Origin of the sequence: Desulfosarcina ovata subsp. ovata (assembly GCF_009689005.1) — a bacterium.
In the GTDB taxonomy this organism is placed as follows: domain Bacteria; phylum Desulfobacterota; class Desulfobacteria; order Desulfobacterales; family Desulfosarcinaceae; genus Desulfosarcina; species Desulfosarcina ovata.
This window is the reverse complement of record NZ_AP021879.1, coordinates 6,832,966-6,849,485: the sequence shown is the minus strand read 5'-3', so window position 1 is coordinate 6,849,485 and position 16,520 is coordinate 6,832,966. Positions and strand designations below refer to the sequence as shown.

General features: G+C 56.4%; 20 protein-coding genes and 1 pseudogene. 1 reads left to right on the top strand and 20 read right to left on the bottom strand.

All coding sequences use genetic code 11. The features are described from left to right. The first annotated feature begins 58 nt into the window (after positions 1-58). Positions 59-1,669, top strand: a complete 1,611-nt coding sequence (locus tag GN112_RS30100; protein WP_155313524.1) for a long-chain-fatty-acid--CoA ligase — start codon at positions 59-61, stop codon at positions 1,667-1,669. Positions 1,670-1,777: 108 nt separating this feature from the next. On the opposite strand, the pseudogene GN112_RS35490 reads toward GN112_RS30100, so the two are convergent. From GN112_RS35490 to GN112_RS30000, 20 genes and pseudogenes are all read right to left on the bottom strand, one after another. Next, positions 1,778-2,011: pseudogene (locus tag GN112_RS35490) on the bottom strand (DUF2780 domain-containing protein); the annotation flags it as partial. Positions 2,012-2,154: 143 nt separating this feature from the next. After that, complete coding sequence (locus GN112_RS30090) at positions 2,155-3,576, bottom strand: dihydrolipoyl dehydrogenase (RefSeq protein WP_155313523.1); 1,422 nt, start codon at positions 3,574-3,576, stop codon at positions 2,155-2,157. Positions 3,577-3,636: 60 nt separating this feature from the next. Then, positions 3,637-4,161, bottom strand: a complete 525-nt coding sequence (locus GN112_RS30085; RefSeq protein WP_155313522.1) for a DUF6691 family protein — start codon at positions 4,159-4,161, stop codon at positions 3,637-3,639. A gap of 12 nt (positions 4,162-4,173) precedes the next feature. Next, positions 4,174-4,395 (bottom strand): YeeE/YedE thiosulfate transporter family protein, encoded by a 222-nt coding sequence (locus GN112_RS30080; RefSeq protein WP_155314455.1) that lies wholly within the window; start codon positions 4,393-4,395, stop codon positions 4,174-4,176. A 63-nt stretch (positions 4,396-4,458) separates the two neighbouring features. Next, positions 4,459-5,823, bottom strand: coding sequence for an IS4 family transposase (locus GN112_RS30075; RefSeq protein ID WP_155308537.1), 1,365 nt, complete (start codon positions 5,821-5,823; stop codon positions 4,459-4,461). An 86-nt stretch (positions 5,824-5,909) separates the two neighbouring features. Continuing rightward, positions 5,910-6,221, bottom strand: a complete 312-nt coding sequence (locus GN112_RS30070) for a YeeE/YedE thiosulfate transporter family protein (protein ID WP_155313521.1) — start codon at positions 6,219-6,221, stop codon at positions 5,910-5,912. Positions 6,222-6,421: 200 nt separating this feature from the next. Next, positions 6,422-6,628, bottom strand: coding sequence for a YfbK domain-containing protein (locus GN112_RS30065; RefSeq protein ID WP_155313520.1), 207 nt, complete (start codon positions 6,626-6,628; stop codon positions 6,422-6,424). A gap of 473 nt (positions 6,629-7,101) precedes the next feature. Next, a complete protein-coding gene (locus tag GN112_RS30060; RefSeq protein ID WP_162459179.1) occupies positions 7,102-7,596 on the bottom strand; it encodes a DUF2780 domain-containing protein in 495 nt (164 codons plus the stop codon). A gap of 483 nt (positions 7,597-8,079) precedes the next feature. Then, entirely contained in the window at positions 8,080-8,274 is a 195-nt protein-coding gene (locus GN112_RS30055) for a hypothetical protein (RefSeq protein ID WP_155313518.1), read from the bottom strand. A gap of 33 nt (positions 8,275-8,307) precedes the next feature. Then, on the bottom strand, positions 8,308-9,195 hold the full coding sequence (locus tag GN112_RS30050; RefSeq protein WP_155313517.1) for a F0F1 ATP synthase subunit gamma: 888 nt from the start codon (positions 9,193-9,195) through the stop codon (positions 8,308-8,310). Next, entirely contained in the window at positions 9,149-10,738 is a 1,590-nt protein-coding gene (locus GN112_RS30045) for an alternate F1F0 ATPase, F1 subunit alpha (protein ID WP_155313516.1), read from the bottom strand. Before GN112_RS30045 ends, GN112_RS30050 begins: the two co-directional genes overlap by 47 nt. Next, on the bottom strand, positions 10,735-11,490 hold the full coding sequence (locus GN112_RS30040) for a F0F1 ATP synthase subunit B family protein (protein ID WP_155313515.1): 756 nt from the start codon (positions 11,488-11,490) through the stop codon (positions 10,735-10,737). The genes GN112_RS30045 and GN112_RS30040 overlap by 4 nt, the downstream gene beginning before the upstream one ends. A 3-nt stretch (positions 11,491-11,493) precedes the next feature. Then, positions 11,494-11,772 carry a F0F1 ATP synthase subunit C gene (locus GN112_RS30035; protein ID WP_155313514.1) on the bottom strand — a complete coding sequence of 93 codons (279 nt, stop codon included), beginning with the start codon at positions 11,770-11,772 and terminating at the stop codon, positions 11,494-11,496. A 36-nt stretch (positions 11,773-11,808) separates the two neighbouring features. After that, on the bottom strand, positions 11,809-12,549 hold the full coding sequence (locus tag GN112_RS30030) for a F0F1 ATP synthase subunit A (RefSeq protein WP_155313513.1): 741 nt from the start codon (positions 12,547-12,549) through the stop codon (positions 11,809-11,811). Further along, positions 12,533-12,835: an ATP synthase subunit I gene (locus tag GN112_RS30025; protein ID WP_162459178.1), complete on the bottom strand. Its 303-nt coding sequence runs from the start codon at positions 12,833-12,835 to the stop codon at positions 12,533-12,535. Before GN112_RS30025 ends, GN112_RS30030 begins: the two co-directional genes overlap by 17 nt. After that, positions 12,832-13,152, bottom strand: coding sequence for an AtpZ/AtpI family protein (locus tag GN112_RS30020; RefSeq protein WP_155313511.1), 321 nt, complete (start codon positions 13,150-13,152; stop codon positions 12,832-12,834). Before GN112_RS30020 ends, GN112_RS30025 begins: the two co-directional genes overlap by 4 nt. Continuing rightward, positions 13,145-13,531, bottom strand: coding sequence for a F0F1 ATP synthase subunit epsilon (locus GN112_RS30015; RefSeq protein WP_155313510.1), 387 nt, complete (start codon positions 13,529-13,531; stop codon positions 13,145-13,147). The genes GN112_RS30020 and GN112_RS30015 overlap by 8 nt, the downstream gene beginning before the upstream one ends. Beyond that, a complete protein-coding gene (atpD, locus tag GN112_RS30010; RefSeq protein ID WP_155313509.1) occupies positions 13,528-14,928 on the bottom strand; it encodes a F0F1 ATP synthase subunit beta in 1,401 nt (466 codons plus the stop codon). The genes GN112_RS30015 and atpD overlap by 4 nt, the downstream gene beginning before the upstream one ends. Before the next feature lie 553 nt (positions 14,929-15,481). Further along, on the bottom strand, positions 15,482-15,949 hold the full coding sequence (locus GN112_RS30005) for a universal stress protein (protein ID WP_155313508.1): 468 nt from the start codon (positions 15,947-15,949) through the stop codon (positions 15,482-15,484). A 227-nt stretch (positions 15,950-16,176) separates the two neighbouring features. Then, positions 16,177-16,371, bottom strand: a complete 195-nt coding sequence (locus tag GN112_RS30000) for a hypothetical protein (RefSeq protein ID WP_155313507.1) — start codon at positions 16,369-16,371, stop codon at positions 16,177-16,179. Between the last annotated feature and the right edge of the window lie 149 nt (positions 16,372-16,520).

Here is a 16,520-nt window from a genome sequence, read left to right as displayed (position 1 = left end):
GGCGGTAATGTGATGGTCTTGTAAAAATGTAAAACTTCTCTCCGAAAGGAATACGACGATGTCTCAACCCACAGTCAACTACGATATCCTCAGCCCGGTAAAGTTTATCGTCCGCAGCGCCATGGTGTTTCCCGACAAAACGGCAGTGGTTTACGGCGACATCCGGCGCACCTACAGTGAATTTTTCGAGCGGGTCAACCGGCTGGCCAGCGCGCTCAAGAAACGGGGCATCGGCAAGGGCGACAAGGTGGCCTTCATCTGCCCCAATACGCCGCCCATGCTCGAAGCCCACTACGCCGTGCCCATGATCGGCGCGGCCCTGGTGAGTATCAATATCCGCCTCTCATCCAACGAGGTGGCCTACATCATCAACCATTCGGACAGCAAGGCCATTTTCGTGGACAATGAATTCGCCGACCTGGTGGCCCCGGCCATGGACCAGCTGGAAAAGGTTCAGACGGTGGTCAACATCTGCGACATCAGCGCCGACACGCCCCTGGACGGCCCGGATTACGAGGCCTTCCTGGCGGAAGGCGATCCGGATCCGATGGAAATAGAGGTCGACGACGAACGCCAGGTGGCCACCATCAACTACACCAGTGGCACCACCGGCCTGCCCAAGGGAGTCATGTACCACCACCGCGGCGCCTACCTCAACGCCCTGGGCGAGCAGCTGGAGTTCAGCACCACAGCCAACTCGGTCTACCTGTGGACGCTGCCGATGTTCCACTGCAATGGCTGGTGTTTCACCTGGGGCATCACGGCCATGGGCGCCACCCATGTGTGCCTGCGCAAGGTGGTTCCGGAGGAGATTTTCCGGATCGTCGCCGAGGAGGGCGTCACCCACCTGTGTGCGGCCCCGACCATTTTGATCAGCATGTCCGCCTACGCCACCGAACACAAGCTGAGCCTGGAAAAACGGCTGGAGATCATGACCGCCGGCGCCCCGCCGGCACCCACGGTGATCCAAAACATGGAAGGTATCGGCGCCAACATCACCCAGACCTATGGCCTGACCGAGGTCTTCGGCCCCCATAGCGTCTGCCAGTGGCAGCCCCAGTGGGACGGCCTTTCCGACGATGAGAAGGCCCAGCTCAAGGCCCGCCAGGGCGTACCCTACATCGTTGCCCAGCACATGGATGTGGTCAACCCGGCAACCATGCAACCGGTGCCCCGCGATGGCCAGACCATGGGCGAAATCGTGATGCGCGGCAACAACGTCATGCTGGGCTACTACAACGACCCCGAAGCCACCGAAACGGCCTTTGCCGGCGGCTGGTTCCATAGCGGCGACCTGGCGGTGATGCATCCGGACAACTACATCCAGATCATGGATCGCAAGAAAGACATCATCATCAGCGGCGGGGAGAACATCTCCACCGTCGAGGTAGAAAACGTACTCTACCGCCATCCGGATGTCATGGAAGTGGCCGTGGTGCCGGTGCCGGATCCCAAATGGGGCGAGGTGCCCAAAGCCTTCATCGTGCCCAAGCCGGGATCGAGCCCGACGGCCGCCGAGATTATCGATTTTTGCAAGGCCAACCTGGCCCGTTTCAAGGCCCCCAAGACAGTTGAGTTTGGGCCACTGCTCAAAACGGCCACCGGCAAGATCCAGAAATTCAAGCTGCGCGAGAAAGAGTGGCAGGGACGCGACCGCCGGGTAAACTGATCGCCGGCAGTCCCGGCCGTCAAAATTCTTTGTAGATCCTGGCCAGGGGATGACCGGGCGCCTCGATGGAAAGATCGAGGTTGGTCCGCCCAGGGCGCTGGAACTCGAACCGCTCGATGAACTCGAACTGGCTGACGAGCTGCTCGACAGCAGGGATGATACTTCGGGTAGCGCATCGGTGACCTTGGAGAAATAGTCGGCACTCAAACCGTTGGAGACGACATCGAAAATTGATCCGGCGCCGCCCTCTGCCTGTTCGGTGGTAATGCCCAGTTTTTCAACCAACGTACCGGCCAGACTCAAGTCGGCCGCACAAACGGGTGCAGCCACAACGTTCAGCATTTAACCCATCATCGCCAACAATCCGATCATTGATACGACGTATTATAGATGTTGCCGCACATTATGGAAAAATGACGATCGCGAGATCTCCAAGTCCAAACTCAAGGATGCAGTGCCCGTGGCTTGGCACGGGCATCGCGTCCCTACCGAGCCGCCGGCAACATGGTTACGCCGGGCATCAGACCCGGCGGATTCGGCAATCCCAGCTCGGTTTGCGTCAGACAGTCCTGCAACGCATCCCGCAGCGTCTCTTCGATCACCGGATGATAGAACGGTTGGGTCAGGCACTCGTCGAGCGTCATCGCCTGCCCGATCGCCATGGCCAGCCAGTGCGCCATATGTTCTCCATCCGCGATCGCAAGCGAGGCTCCCAGCAGGCGGCCGCTCTGTTTGTCGGCATAGATGCGGATCAGCCCATCCGTGTCACCGTTGATCAGCGCCCTGCCGTTCATTTGCGCGCTGGCGCTGCCAATCGCAGTGGTCTCTGCGTCCAGTTCATTCAGCTGAGCACCCACCGAGGCGATTTGCGGCGCGGTGAATGTCACCGACATCCGCACCCTTCGAGGAAACGGTCGGCGTTTGCCATATATGATGTTCAGTGCAGCGATCTGCCCTTCGTCCGCAGATTCGTGCAAAATCAGGCGATAGCCATTGGCATCGCCGATGATATAAACCGGTAGATCACCGATCTGCAGGGTTTCGCGGTCAAACGGCGGAATGCCATGCTCATCCAATTCAATTCCGAGATTCTCAAGCCCAAGATCGCCTATATTCGGCCGTCGTCCGAGGCTGGCCAGCACGCGCTCCACCGTATACCTGCGATCACCGGCCTCAATAACCACCTGGCCGTTTTCCAGATGTGGCACCACACGAGCGCCCATTGTAATCGACATCTCCCGTCCGAAGAGTTCAATGACCTTTTCGGCAGCGACCGGATCTTTCACACCGGCGATGAAACGTCCACCAAAACCATGAACCTCCACACCCAATCGCGCCAGGGCTTGACCCATTTCACAGCCGATGGCCCCCAGTCCGACCACCGCAAGTGAACGTGGTAACGATGTCTGCTCGAACAGGGTATCGGTTGTCAGCAGGGCATCGCCCAGTTCACTAAAGGCAGGAGGAATCACGGGTGAAGAGCCTGTCGCGATAATGATGGCACCAGCCTCTATGCGTTCGCCGTTGACCTCGACGCAATCCGGCGCCACGATCCGTGCGTGACCGCTGATGAACTGCGTATCATCCATGATTTGATGATAACGGCCGACCACGCCTTTCACAAGCTGATCGCGCACGGCACGAACCCGTGCCAGAACCGCCGGTCCATCCACAATCACCCCTTGAGCGCCACGCAAGCCGAATTCATCGAATCGTTCCCTCGCATGATGGAGTGAAGCCGCCTCGATCAGCGCCTTGGACGGCATACAACCGACACGTGTGCAGGTTGATCCCTCTTCGCCACTGTTGATCAGCACAAATGATTTTCCGGCACGCGCCAATGTGAAAAGCGCGGTAACACCGGCACTGCCCGCACCGATGATAACCACGTCAACTTTACGCCTCATAAAATTCCTCCTCTTCTGAAAACAGGAATGATAGAAATATCGGTCTTACCTGCGGTGCGGCTACAGCCCTTTTTTCTCGAACAACCAGAAAAAGAATCCCACGACGATGGCGAAGATCGGTATCACTACCCAATGGCTGACACCCAGCACCTGAGGCAGAGTGATCTTACCGAAATCCCCAAGGGGTACAATCGACGCCTTCAGAAAGGGGTAGGCCCACGCGTGCAGGGCCGCGCCGGCCAACATACCGGCGATCCCCCAGGCGGCGTCGATACGGCCTTCCCCCAGGGCACCGCCGGCCGTTCCGGGGCAATAGCCGAGAACGGCCCAGCCGATGCCGAACAGGCTGCCGCCGAGCACCTGGGCACCGATGGAGGTGGCTTTGAGGTTAAGCTGAATGACGCCCAGATCCTTGAGCAGGTAAATCCCCACGGAACCGACCACGATGGCACTGAGCATGAATTTGAAGATGGTCATATCCTGAAGCCGCAGAGCACCGACTTGTTTGTCGAAACGCAGCACCTCGGCCCGTTGAAGCAAAATACCGAACAGAAGACCGGTAACCAATCCGTAAACAAGACTCATGGCAGCACCTCCCTATTTCCGTGGACCATAGACCAGCCGGGCCGTGACCAAACCGGCAAGAAAAAAGAATGCCAGAGCGATGAATCCGCTCACCGCCAGTTGAGACAACCCACTCAAACCGTGACCGCTCGGGCACCCACCGGCCAGGCGTACGCCAAACAGGGCGATGGCGCCGCCCAGGAAGGCGGCCGTACCCCGCTTCCAGGGGTTGTCACCGAACCGCGCCGACCACATGGGCGGCACCGGCACCACCTTGAAGCTATGGGTGAGCAGGGCAGCCCTTTCAAGGTAGTACTTTTACTTTTTTCTCTCCGCAAGAATTCTTGCGGTTGAGACATGTGGTTTATTTTTCATTGCAATTCGCTTTGGCCGTGGTTTTTTAGGCCCTCGAGGGTGCTTTTGGTACTTTGATAATTTTACGTTGCCAGATAGTTTCTTAAGTAACCGAACCAGGTCGCCTGTTGGCATATCCCGAAAAACAACCCAATGCTCAACGTCGATGACGATCATCATCCCTTGGTAGACGCCTTCGATTTCATTGGCCACATAATAGCCCGATACATTTTGATCTATGAAATCGATACCATGCACACTGCCCAGCGCGGCTTTTACAACGGACATGCCGATGTAGGCGACCAGGGCAACGCAAAAACCGAAAAGGGCAGCACGAGGATAGCCCAAGGTGTTAATTTCAGAATTTAAATATTCAGCGAGACGTTGAAAGGCGGTTTCGATGGTCCAACGGTCCCGATACAACCTCGCGACTGTCTTTGCGTTCGCTGCGCTTTTTGACAGATTCGTGATGATGAGGATCTCGGTATCTCCATCACGGGTTTCGCCCTTCAGCTTCACGCGAATCCGCCTGAAGGGGTGCTCTTCGCCGGCCTCATCACGAACCCGAATGGGTTGCTCATATACCGCTCCGGTTTCAATTTTGCCGATATATTTTCCCTTTCCAATTAACTCGAAAGGATAATTCCCATGCTCCCGGATGATGAACCACGCATCCCGCTTATCGATGCCGCAGGTGAATTCAACCACGCAGAAATTGCGATCGGCAATCCAGACATCATCGGCAACAATGGTTTCAAGCACCGTTTTCAACATTGAGCGTTCTTGTGCATGGCCGTCTTCACAAGGAAACACATCGATGGGCAGGTGTAACATCGGATCATACACAACCAATGATTTTCCTGGAAGCGGACCCGCCGCTATGGACCGCAACTCTTTGATTCGGTGATGACTTTTTTCGATACAGTTGCCATCAAGCAGCTTGATCCGTTTGCCAGGCAAAGGGGAGTTCTGTTTCCCCAACAGCTTTTGGATAATTGGTTCCACTTGCTCAGCGGCATATCGGACCAACGCTGCCGATGTGCTGGGTTCCATGCCGTTCAACTTGTTGTAAATTGACGTGATTGAAACGGTAATATCCTCTTTTGAGGTCTGGAAAGCCGCGTGAATCGACCGCTGGCTGCCCTGGACAACCTGGCTCATCAGGTTAAAAAGGGTCGAAAACAAAAGGTCCTTTGTGTATTGCTCCTTTGCTGTGGTATCGAACCATTCGTCTAACTGCTCGGGATTCAGCACCCGCTCTACCATGCCGCGGGCCATAACGGAAATCGGGGAACTCTTGATGAACGGCGTGAAAACAGGACTCAACATAGGATCCACCTCCTCTGGGTACAGTTGTTTTGCTGTACCGTACTTCAGACAGAGGCATTTGTCCAGTGTTTTATACATAAGTTCAATCAGTTAAAGTGGCCCGATAGTACTACCTTGAAAGGGCTGGTGAGCAGGGATATGCCGAAGGATCCGGCAACAACGCCGATTACGAACATCAACTGCCAGTTTGGCAGGGATCCCGGCCCGTATTTGCCTTTTTTGGCGGTGAAATAGTCGAATCGATTGGTGTCGACACCGGCTTTATCTTCTATGTATGCCGCACTGCGTGAAAATGTGGTCGATGCGCCCAAGTACTGGCCGGCCACGGCCACCGAAGCCACCAGCAGGATGCCGGCAAGGGCTCCCGACAGATAAGGGTTCCACGTTTCGAATTTCATTTTCTCCCTCCTCTATACATCTATCGTCAGGTTATGCATGGATTCAACATCAGAAGAACAAAATTCTCACACTGATATCCCATAGAACCACTTACCGGAAATACGTTACATGAAAAAAGCGAAACAAACTGCAACACTGTTTTTAATCTAACTTATCGATAGGTTAGCATTCCGTTTGGTCCGACCCCATTACTCCATTCCTATTTTGCCAGCATTTGGCACGTCCTCACCATGCGGATCATTTCCGCCCGGTCTCCGTCTTCGTCCGCGCCCTTTGCCCCGGCCGCCAGTATTCTCACACCCTCCCAGGTGAGATCGCCCTTGAACCGGGAATCGCGCAGCAGCATGCCGAATCCGGCCACGGCGGCGGAGAAATGGTGAACAGGCTTTTTCTCCTTTTCGGTTATTCTCTGTTGTTTGGGGACCGATCACAAGACATGGGCGCCGCATCGGGAGCGTCTTATAGGGTTTTCAGGGTCGGATGCCAGGCAAAACGGTCGCAATACCAGAACAGTATACGCATTATCTCCTCATTTCTTGGAGTGCCAAGGCGGCGGAACCGGTTGGAACGTTCCCGGATGGCGCAGGGGATCTCCCATCCTCCTGGCAAAAACATCGGCACCATGATATCCGTGTTTTTGGATGCTATATCCCAAGGATAAAGACCCTTTAACCGTATCTGTATCAGGGTGTTGAAGAATTTTGGCTCAATGGATAGTGGATATCTGCAATCGGGACTATTGAAAAGGTCGGATGCGAGACGAAGCGTACTGAGCCAATCGGTCAGCTAGTCGTCAAGCAAAATTGTCTAAAAATTTTGCACGGGGGTGCTTTTTCTCTTGACGAGCCATTTAATGGGCAACCCCCTTGTAGGCCCATACTATTTGAGGACGGAACCGATCAGGCTGGCGATCTCGCTGCCGCCCTTGGATTCGGCATATTCCAGGATAACGGACGAGAACTTGCTGACCATATCGCTGCCGAGCCCAAAATCGGAGAAGGTGGATGCCAGACTGGCAACGGATGTCAGGTTGCTGGTGCTGCTGCTCTTGCCCATTAGCGAGGTCAGTCCGCCCAGGGCGCTGGAACTCGAACCGCTCGACGAGCTCGAACTATCGGATGAACTGCTCGACAGCAGGGATGATACTTCGGGTAGCGCATCGGTGACTTTGGAGAAATCGTCGGCGCTCAAACGGTTGGAGACGACATTAAAAATTGATCCGGCACCGCCCTCGGCCTGTTCGGTGGTAACGCCCAGTTTTTCAACCAACGTACTGGCCAGGCTCAAGTCGGCCGCATAAACGGGTGCTGCCACAACATTCAGTATGCAACCCATCATCGCCATCAATCCAATCATTGTAATAACCTTGCTCATGTTTGCTCCTTTTTCATTAAAAATTAAAAAACGAAAACCGCTTTCGGTTGCGAAACGCATTGATCAGAGGTTTGTTGATACAATGTTTAAAATAATGTTTTTGGCAAGGCCAGAGGGAGGAAGTCCAAAAGCATTATCTTGAATGCTATAGCATAGTTGGCAGAGCCGTTTCAAGCAAACATCGGGGGAGAGCAGGATAAATTTGTTCTACTTGTAACCCATTGATTTTACATACCTATGAAATATAAAGCGAATCTATCATTTCAGTGGGTTAGCATTAGAACAAATTCACCCTGCGGGGGAAAGCGATACTCGTCGACGTCTTCTCACATTTAGCATAATGTAAAATGATATCTGATAAATCAGTCCATTGCAAACAAAACGGCAATTGCTTTTTGAATGGAAAAATGGCTATTGCGAGAGCTCCAAATCCAAACTCAGGGATACGCTACTTGCCCGTGGCTTGGCACGGGCATCGCGTCCCTACCGAGCCGCCGGAAACATGGTTACGCCGGGCATCATACCCGGCGGGTTCGGCAATCCCAGCTCGGTTTGCGCCAGACAGTCCTGCAACGCATCCCGCAGCGTCTCTTCGATCACCGGATGATAAAACGGTTGGAACAGGCACTCGTCGAGCGTCATCGCCTGCCCGATCGCCATGGCCAGCCAGTGCGCCATATGTTCTCCATCCGCGATCGCAAGCGAGGCGCCTTATAAAGAACCCTCATCGCTGAGTGCTTCGAAACCGGAAACGATATCCAATAACTCGGCGGTGATGGCGGTCTGGCGCTGTTCCCGGAACTGGCCCGTAAGGTCGTCGAGGGTTTCCAGAATATTTTTTTCGGCGGCCTGCATGGCCACGAGCCGGGCTGCGTTCTCGCTCGCCAGGGACTGGGTGAGCGCCCTGTAAAGGAAGATAAACAGATATTGCCTGAAGAGATGGGCGAACATCGTTTCCCGTGAGGCGCTCAGCATGGGCAGGCAGCGTCCCGGCCAGGTTGTGCGCCTGTGTTCTTCAGCCCAGGTTTCATCGAGAGGCAGAACCCGCTGGAACACGGGTGCGTATCCCCCCTGTGCGCCAAGTACATGGTGGCAGATGAAGAACGTTTCCATCTTTTTGGCCGACCACCACTTTTCGATTGCCAGGACTATTTCGTGAATTTTCCGGTTGACGGCATTCAAGCTCCCCGGGGGCGACAAGTGTACGTCATGGACCACCCCCGCATCTTCTATGATGCCCCGCACTTTTTCACCCACACTCCAGTATCTCCATTTCCGTCCGTTGGCCGACTCCGTCTTTGCCACCTGTTCGAGAACAAATGGCCAAAGGGATTCATTGAACTGACCACACATGCCTTGATCGGACCCCACCACCATACAGACGTCTACATCGTTTCGGGACCGCTGGAGCATGGGGCGCCCCATTCTGAGAAACACGGACCATCCCATGTCCACCACGCGGCGGTATTGCTCCAGGGACGCCACCGCCCGCTCGAACTGACGGATATTGACGGCGGCCAGGCTCTTCATGGTCTTGACCACGCTCAACAGTTCATGGGCGGTCCGGATTCTGCGGCCCAATGTCTCCAGCGTCGGCATACGCCTCCTTGAACGGACCGATGGCCGTTGAGATGAGTTGTATCAACCGGTCCCACACCGGATCATCGTCGCCGGCCCTAGTTATGGCCTCTTCAATGTCGGGGATGCCGGCCGTCACCGATTCGAGGATGGCGGTTTCGGCCTCCTGCATGCGTACCTCGGGGACCTCATCCATAAGTCCCTTGGAAACGGCAAACAGCACGGCAATCTGTTCACCGGCCGACATGGTGAGCAATTCCGGCTGCCTGAGCACCGCCCGTACCCGGCGACCGTGTTCGAGGGTTCGACGGGTAAGGTCGTCCAACCGGGTGCCGAAGCGGGCAAAGGACTCCAACTCCTGAAATTGCGTATAGGATAGGCGCAACGCTCCGGCCACCTTGTGATAGGCCGGAAGCTGTGCCTTGCCGCCCACCCGGGAGACCGACTTGCCCACGTCCACGGCCGGGAGCACCCCTTTCTGGAAGAGTTCCGGGGAGAGGTAGATCTGGCCGTCGGTAATGGAGATCAGGTTGGTGGGAATGTAGGCGGATATGTTTTGTGCCTCGGTTTCGGCAATGGGCAGGGCCGTGAGCGTGCCGCCGCCCAGTTCTTCCCGCAGATGGGTTGCGCGTTCCAGCAGCCGGGAGTGCACGTAAAAGATGTCGCCGGGAAAGGCCTCGCGACCCGGAGGACGTCGCAGCAGCAGGCTCAGCTGGCGGTAGGCCACGGCGTGGCGTGTAAGGTCGTCGTAAACGATGAGCACATCCCGGCCCGTATCCATGAAATGCTCACCCATGGCGGTCGCGGCGTAGGGGGCGATATACTGCAGCCCGGGCGGGGCGTCGGCATCTACCACGACCACCACACTGTACGCCATGGCCCCGTTTCGTGCCAATGCATCTACGACCCGGGCTGTCCCCGAACTTCGCTGGCCGATGGCGCAGTAGATGCAAAGGACATCCTTGCCTTTCTGATTGACCATGGCATCCAAGGCCACCGCGGTCTTCCCCGTCTGGCGATCTCCCAGGATCAGCTCCCGCTGGCCCCTTCCTATGGGAATCAGGGCGTCCACCACCTTGAGGCCGGTTTGAAGCGGACGCACCACCGGCGCCCGGTCCATGATCCGTGGGGCATCGTGAAGCACGGTCCGATAGTCTACCACGTCGGGACGGCCCCGACCGTCAAGGGGCCGGCCCAAAGGATCCACCACACGACCGACCAAATCGTTCCCCACAGGCACATCCAGCACACGGCCGCTACGGCGCACTTCATCTCCGGCACATACCGATTCGCTGGAACCGAAGAGGACGATCCCCACCCGGTCGGGCAGGATGTCCAGCACCATTCCGGCGACGCGGGTTCCCACCTGCACCTGTTCCTCGAACTGTACCTGCCCCAGACCGTCGACCCAGGCGATCCCCTGACCGACCGATTGGACGCGGCCCACCTCCCCGGTCTTCAGTTCGGGTAAAAAGTGTTCCACCCCCTGTTTGACGGCCCGGTCAACGTCGCCCAGTACGTCCTCCAGCCCGCTCGTTTCCAGGCTGTGATACTTCTGGTTCATGAATTCACCCGCACATTGTCAAAGAGACTTTCCATGATCTCAACTTCCAGGTCCTGAAGATAGTCGAGCAGGTTCCAAGCGGCCGTGCGGTCGCCCACCACCAGTTGAATTCCCAATCCTATCTGCGGATGCGCCTCCAGCCGGATTGGGGTAGCCGTGGGGAACCATTTTGAAAGACGTTCCCGCAGCATGCGGTCATCCTCATCATCCAGGGGAATTCCCGACTGAACGACAATCTCCCGGTTGGCGGCTTGATGGTTCAGCAGATCTTTTTGGTCGGAAATTTTTTCCATAAAAACCCGAAGCACCTGCTGGTTCAAGCCCTGATCCGAAAGATCCCGGAGCGTCTTCTCGCCGATGCGCACCACCTGCCGCGCCACCTGCCGCTTGAGCCGGTCGAGAAATGCCTGTCGGTCCCGGGACATGCTGGCCATCCAGGCGCTACGAAGTGATTCCACCTCTTCCCGGGCCCTTTCCATGGTGGTCTCCCGCCATTGCGTCACCTCTTCCCGGGCTTCGGCCATGAGTTTTTCCCGGGCTTCGGCAAATGCGACTTTCTCCCGCTCCAGCGCAAGGGAATTGGCCTGCGCCTCCTGCTCGGCCTGCCGTGCCCGGCCCAAGACATCGGCCATTTTCTTCTCCCGCCTTTCCATGGCGCCGCGGATCGGCTTGAAAAGAAAGCGGTTGAGCAACCAGATCAGGATGAGAAAATTGACGATCTGCGCTACGACCGTGAACCAGTCGATCAACACGGGTTATCCTCCGGCCGTTGAAAGAAAGTACTTCCAAAATGGATTGGCGAAAATCAGTATCATGGTCACCACGAAACAATAGATGGCCGTCGATTCCACCATGGCCATGCCCACGAACAAGGTCCGGGTGATGGTACTGGTCTCATCCGGCTGCTGGGCGATTGATCCTAGTGCCTGGGCCAGAGCACGCCCTTCACCCAGAGCCGGCCCGATGGCACCAATGCCCATGCAGACCCCCGCCGACAGAATTGAAGCCAAAGCGACCCAACCGAGTGTATCCATACGATTACCCCCTAAAATTGGCAATTTCGCGACAGGTCAGCTACCTGTGGCTGCGTTTTCACGTGCCGAGCTCATGCCCGTCGGGACTGCCGGCACTTCTTTTTGTGCCGGCACGGTCACCTCCATGCCGGCACTGATATAAACCGCTGCCAGAATGGCGAATATGTATGCCTGCACCATCCCCGTCAACAGCCCCAACAGCTGCATGAGGATAGGAACGATCAGCGGCGCGATGATCAGCAAAATGGCACCGATCATGGTGCTGCTCATGACATTGCCGAACAGGCGCACACAAAGGGCCAGGGTACGGCTGAACTCACCCATAATGTTGAACGGCAGCATAAAAGGTGTCGGTTGAAGATAATTACCCACGTAGCGCTTTACGCCGATGACCCCGATGCCGTATATGGGAACCGCAAAAAAGACGCAGATTGCCAGTCCCGTCGTGGTGGAGAGGGAGCCCGTCGGTGGCTCGAACCCGGGAACCACGGCCAAAAAGTTACATACGGCGATAAAGAGAAACAAGGTTCCCAAAAACGGCAACAGACCTTTGGGCCGGCGGGAAGTAATTTCGTTCAACTGCTGTTCGATAACGTGGACCACCACTTCAAGAACATGCTGCATCCGTGACATCCGGGCACCGGTTTGCAGGCGCCGGCTGATCAGCCAGGAACCGGCGGTGAGGAGCACCATCACGGCCCAGGTGAACAAAATGGTGCTATTGACCTTTAGCAGGCCAAACTGCCACCAGATGTGATCGTCAGGGGTGAGTTGCATGATGAGGACCTTTGCTTTCAGGGCCCAGTATACGGGTCAGAGCGATACGGACCAGGAAAAACCCGGCCAGGGTAAAGAAAAAGGCTGCCGGATCCATCCGCAGTACGATCCAGAAGCCGGACAGGACCGTGGCCAGGCGGACGATGGCACTGATCGCCAGCCAACGTCCCGGCCGTCGTTTGTCGAGCGCCGTCTTTACGGTCAGCCACAACCCGCCGAAATAGAGCAGACCAAGAAAGGCTCCCCACAAGAACGCCAGCCCCCACATTGTGCCATCGACTTTCATGGTTCTTCCCTCTCCCGATCGATAGAGTGCTTTTCCCGCTTCACCCAGAAACCGGCGTTGAGACATCCCAATGCCACGCCGGCAACCAGCAGCATGAGCGTCCAGCTGTAAGGACCGGGCCAGCGCAGATCGATCCACACCCCCAGGAAAATGCACAGCACCGTGGGAATCGCCACGGCCCACCCCACCACACCGAACATTCCCAGGCCGAACCAGATGGGGTCCTTTTTTTTCTCACGAGCCCACAGTTTCCGCTTTTCGACGTTGTCTACCGCATCTGGAAACGTTTTCCGATGTTTTGACAGGTTGTCAGGCATTTTTTCCAAACTCCACGAACCGCCGGATAAAGTCGGCCTCCAGGCGGGCTACCACCGCCCGGGTCTGCCGTTCGCGGTCATCCATGTCGGTGACAAAGCGCCGTACCGCCGCCTGGATGGCGCCGAGCTCGCCTGGAACCGCCATATGCGTGGCCACCTGCACCGTCTCCCCCTGTTTGACCAGGATGCCGCCGTTGACGGCCAGAAAATGTTCGGCGCCATCCGGGGTCCAGTAGGCCAGGATGCCGGGTGACAGGGCGGCAGCCATGTCCAGGTGCCGGGGGCGGAGCCCGAAGGCCCCCTCCGGTCCCTGGGCCACGACCTTGGTCACCGATTCGTCCAGGCACACCGTTTCCGGCTGGAAGACCGTGAGTTTCACCGTGTCACCTCCCCGATGCCTCCGATCATGTACAGGGCGCTTTCGGGATGCTCGGAAAATTCGTCGTTGAGGATCCGCTCGCATCCGTCGATGGTTTCCTCGACCTCCACCAGCTTGCCCGCCAGGCCGGTGAACTGGGTGGTGGTAAAAAAAGGCTGGGTCAGGAATCGCTCCAGGCGCCGTGCCCGGTGAACGGTCCGCCGGTCCTCCCGGGACAACTCCTCGATTCCCAGCATGGCGATGATGTCCTTGAGCTCCTCGTAGGTCGCCAGGGTACGGCGTACCTCGCTGGCCACCCGGTAGTGGCGCTCGCCCAGGATGCGGGGTTGCAGCATGATCGAGCGGGATTGCAAAAGGTCGATGGCCGGATAGAATCCCTCGCTGGCCCGCTTGCGCGAGAGCACGATGGAGGCGGAGAGATGGCTGAACGTGTGGACCGCCGATGGATCGGTGAGATCGTCGGCCGGTACGTAGACCGCCTGGATGGAAGTAATCGCCGCCTGGCTGGTACTTGCGATGCGCTCTTCCAGTTCGGCCAGTTCAGTAGCCATGGTCGGCTGGTAGCCCATGCGCGAGGGCAGCCGGCCCAATAGCCCGGACAATTCCGATCCGGCCTGGATGAAACGGAAGATATTGTCGATCAGCAGCAGCACATCGCGGCCAAGATCGTCGCGAAAATATTCGGCCATGGTCAGGGCCGTGTGCCCCACCCGGAAACGGGCGCCCGGGGGTTCGTTCATCTGCCCGAAGACCATCACCGTATTGGGCAGTACGCCGGCGGCGGCCATCTCCCGGTGTAATTCCTCACCCTCCCGGCAGCGCTCGCCGATGCCGCAGAAAATGCTCATCCCCTTGTGCTTGCCAACCACATTATGGATCAGTTCGGTGATCACCACCGTCTTGCCCACACCGGCCCCGCCGAAAAGGCCCGCCTTTCCCCCCCGTTCCAGGGGAACCAGCAGGTCGATGGCCTTGATTCCGGTAAAAAACACCTCTTGGGAGGTCACCCGCCGGGCCAGTTCGATGGGCGCCTGGTGCACCGAACGGTGGTCGAGCCCGGGCGGTGCCGCCTCACCGTCGATGGGTTGTCCGAAGACGTTAAACATACGCCCCAAAAGCTTTTCGCCCACCGGTACCATGAGCGGGCTTCCGTCGGTCCAGACCGGCTGGCCGCGATAAAGTCCGGCGGTGGTGTTCAAAGCGATGCCGCGCACATGCCGTTCGTTGATGTGGACAGTGGTTTCGATGCAAATCCCGCCGTCCTCACCCGAGCGGATCAGTGCATGAATAGGGGGCAGAGATTCCGGGAATTCAAGATCCACCACGTTGCCGCGTACAGACACAATTTGTCCTTTGATGGTTGCCTCGTCACGCTTCTGGTATGAAACTGGATCCATTTCTCATTTCTCGACTAGACCGCAGGGGTATTTGCCTTCCGTCACATGGCAAGGTCGTGGATGGCTTTCCATGGTGCAAAAGATGTTGACAGATCACCGGATGTTCGACATTCCCCCAATAGATCGGTTAAACTGGCAATAGGTCGTGGTTGAGCGGTTTTGCTGCGTACCGACCGATCTCGTGTATAGACCTGTCGGCCAATGAAAAAGCGCATGCTTGCAAGAAATCATGCAAAATGAATGCACAAAATCGATGAATACTTTTCGTTCAGCAAAGATGTCCGATGTTCTATAGTATTTGAGATAATGTTTTTGGCAAGGCCAGAGGGAGGAAGCCGTATTGTAATACTGCGACGACCGATAACGCAGCCCAAAAACATTATCTTGAATGCTATAGGGCGAACGCGTCCAATTGAGGGCGCCAATCTTCTCATCGATCCATACTGGGGCACCGCATGCTTCAAGGAAGAGAAAAGCATATCTGGGCCTGCGACGGGTCCGTCGGACCAGAGGCTTCATTGGATACTGAGTAAGGTGCCGGTGCGCAAAAGGGTCAACTTGCGCTGGGTTTGAGGTAACGCGAGCGGATTAGCAACAGGGGCCGATCAATGCGATTTAGCACGCTGACGGCAACGCTGCCGTAAAACGTCCGTTCCTCGCCGCCCTCGCCATGACTGGCCATGGCCACCAGATCGGCCGACGTTTGCTTGGCGGCATTGATGATACCGGCGACAACTGCGCCCCGGGCGATGCGCACCTCGGCGGCAATGCCGGTACTCTGCCATTTGTCAGCGATGGCCTGCAAATACAGGTGATGCTTCTTGATTAGCCGTCGACGCGTATCGAGGAAAGAATCCACATCGGGCACCTCATCGCGCTCGAACATCAGATCGGAACCCGCATCCACATAAAGCAAAGCAACCTCGGCATTGAAGCGCAGCGCCAGGCTCTCCACATGGGGCAGTATCGCCTCGGCTCGCAAGGAACCGTCCAAGGGAACGAGTATTTTTTTGTACATCATGTACCTCCCTGGGGTGATAAGGGATGAAATCGCGTAAGGTTGCCGGAAAGAAATAATTCCCCGACAAGCAGGATGGAGGAATTATTTCTTTCCGCCAGCCTTAGACACTCCAAGCCTTTTCCCTTCTTGCCATAGGCCATTGTTTGATAGAAGCGGATGTTATGGACAGCGTTCTCCGTTGATTCGGTGCAATGGATGGTTCGGCCCGTGCGTGATACCAAGACCATTCATGATAATGTTCTTGTTTGATGCGTTACGCCGCCCAATTGCCGTTGAACCTGGCTTGCTATCTGTTGGTCCGTTACACTCTCGTCAATGCCTGGTTGGTAGATGGCTGTTCTGTCGTCGGCGTCCGTATTCAAGCCGACCTTGGCTGGAGGGGTAACCAATTTGCGGGCAATTTTTTTCAACAAAGCTTCCATATTATTGCCTTCCTTTCATTGAGGGGTGAAATGGCTGAGTGGGAAGGATAATGAAACCAACAATGATAATACCTTCTTTTCAATCAATTTTGCCTAATCCTGAATTTTCTCTTCTTTTTTAGGTGATTGGGAACATCAATGCTCTGCAG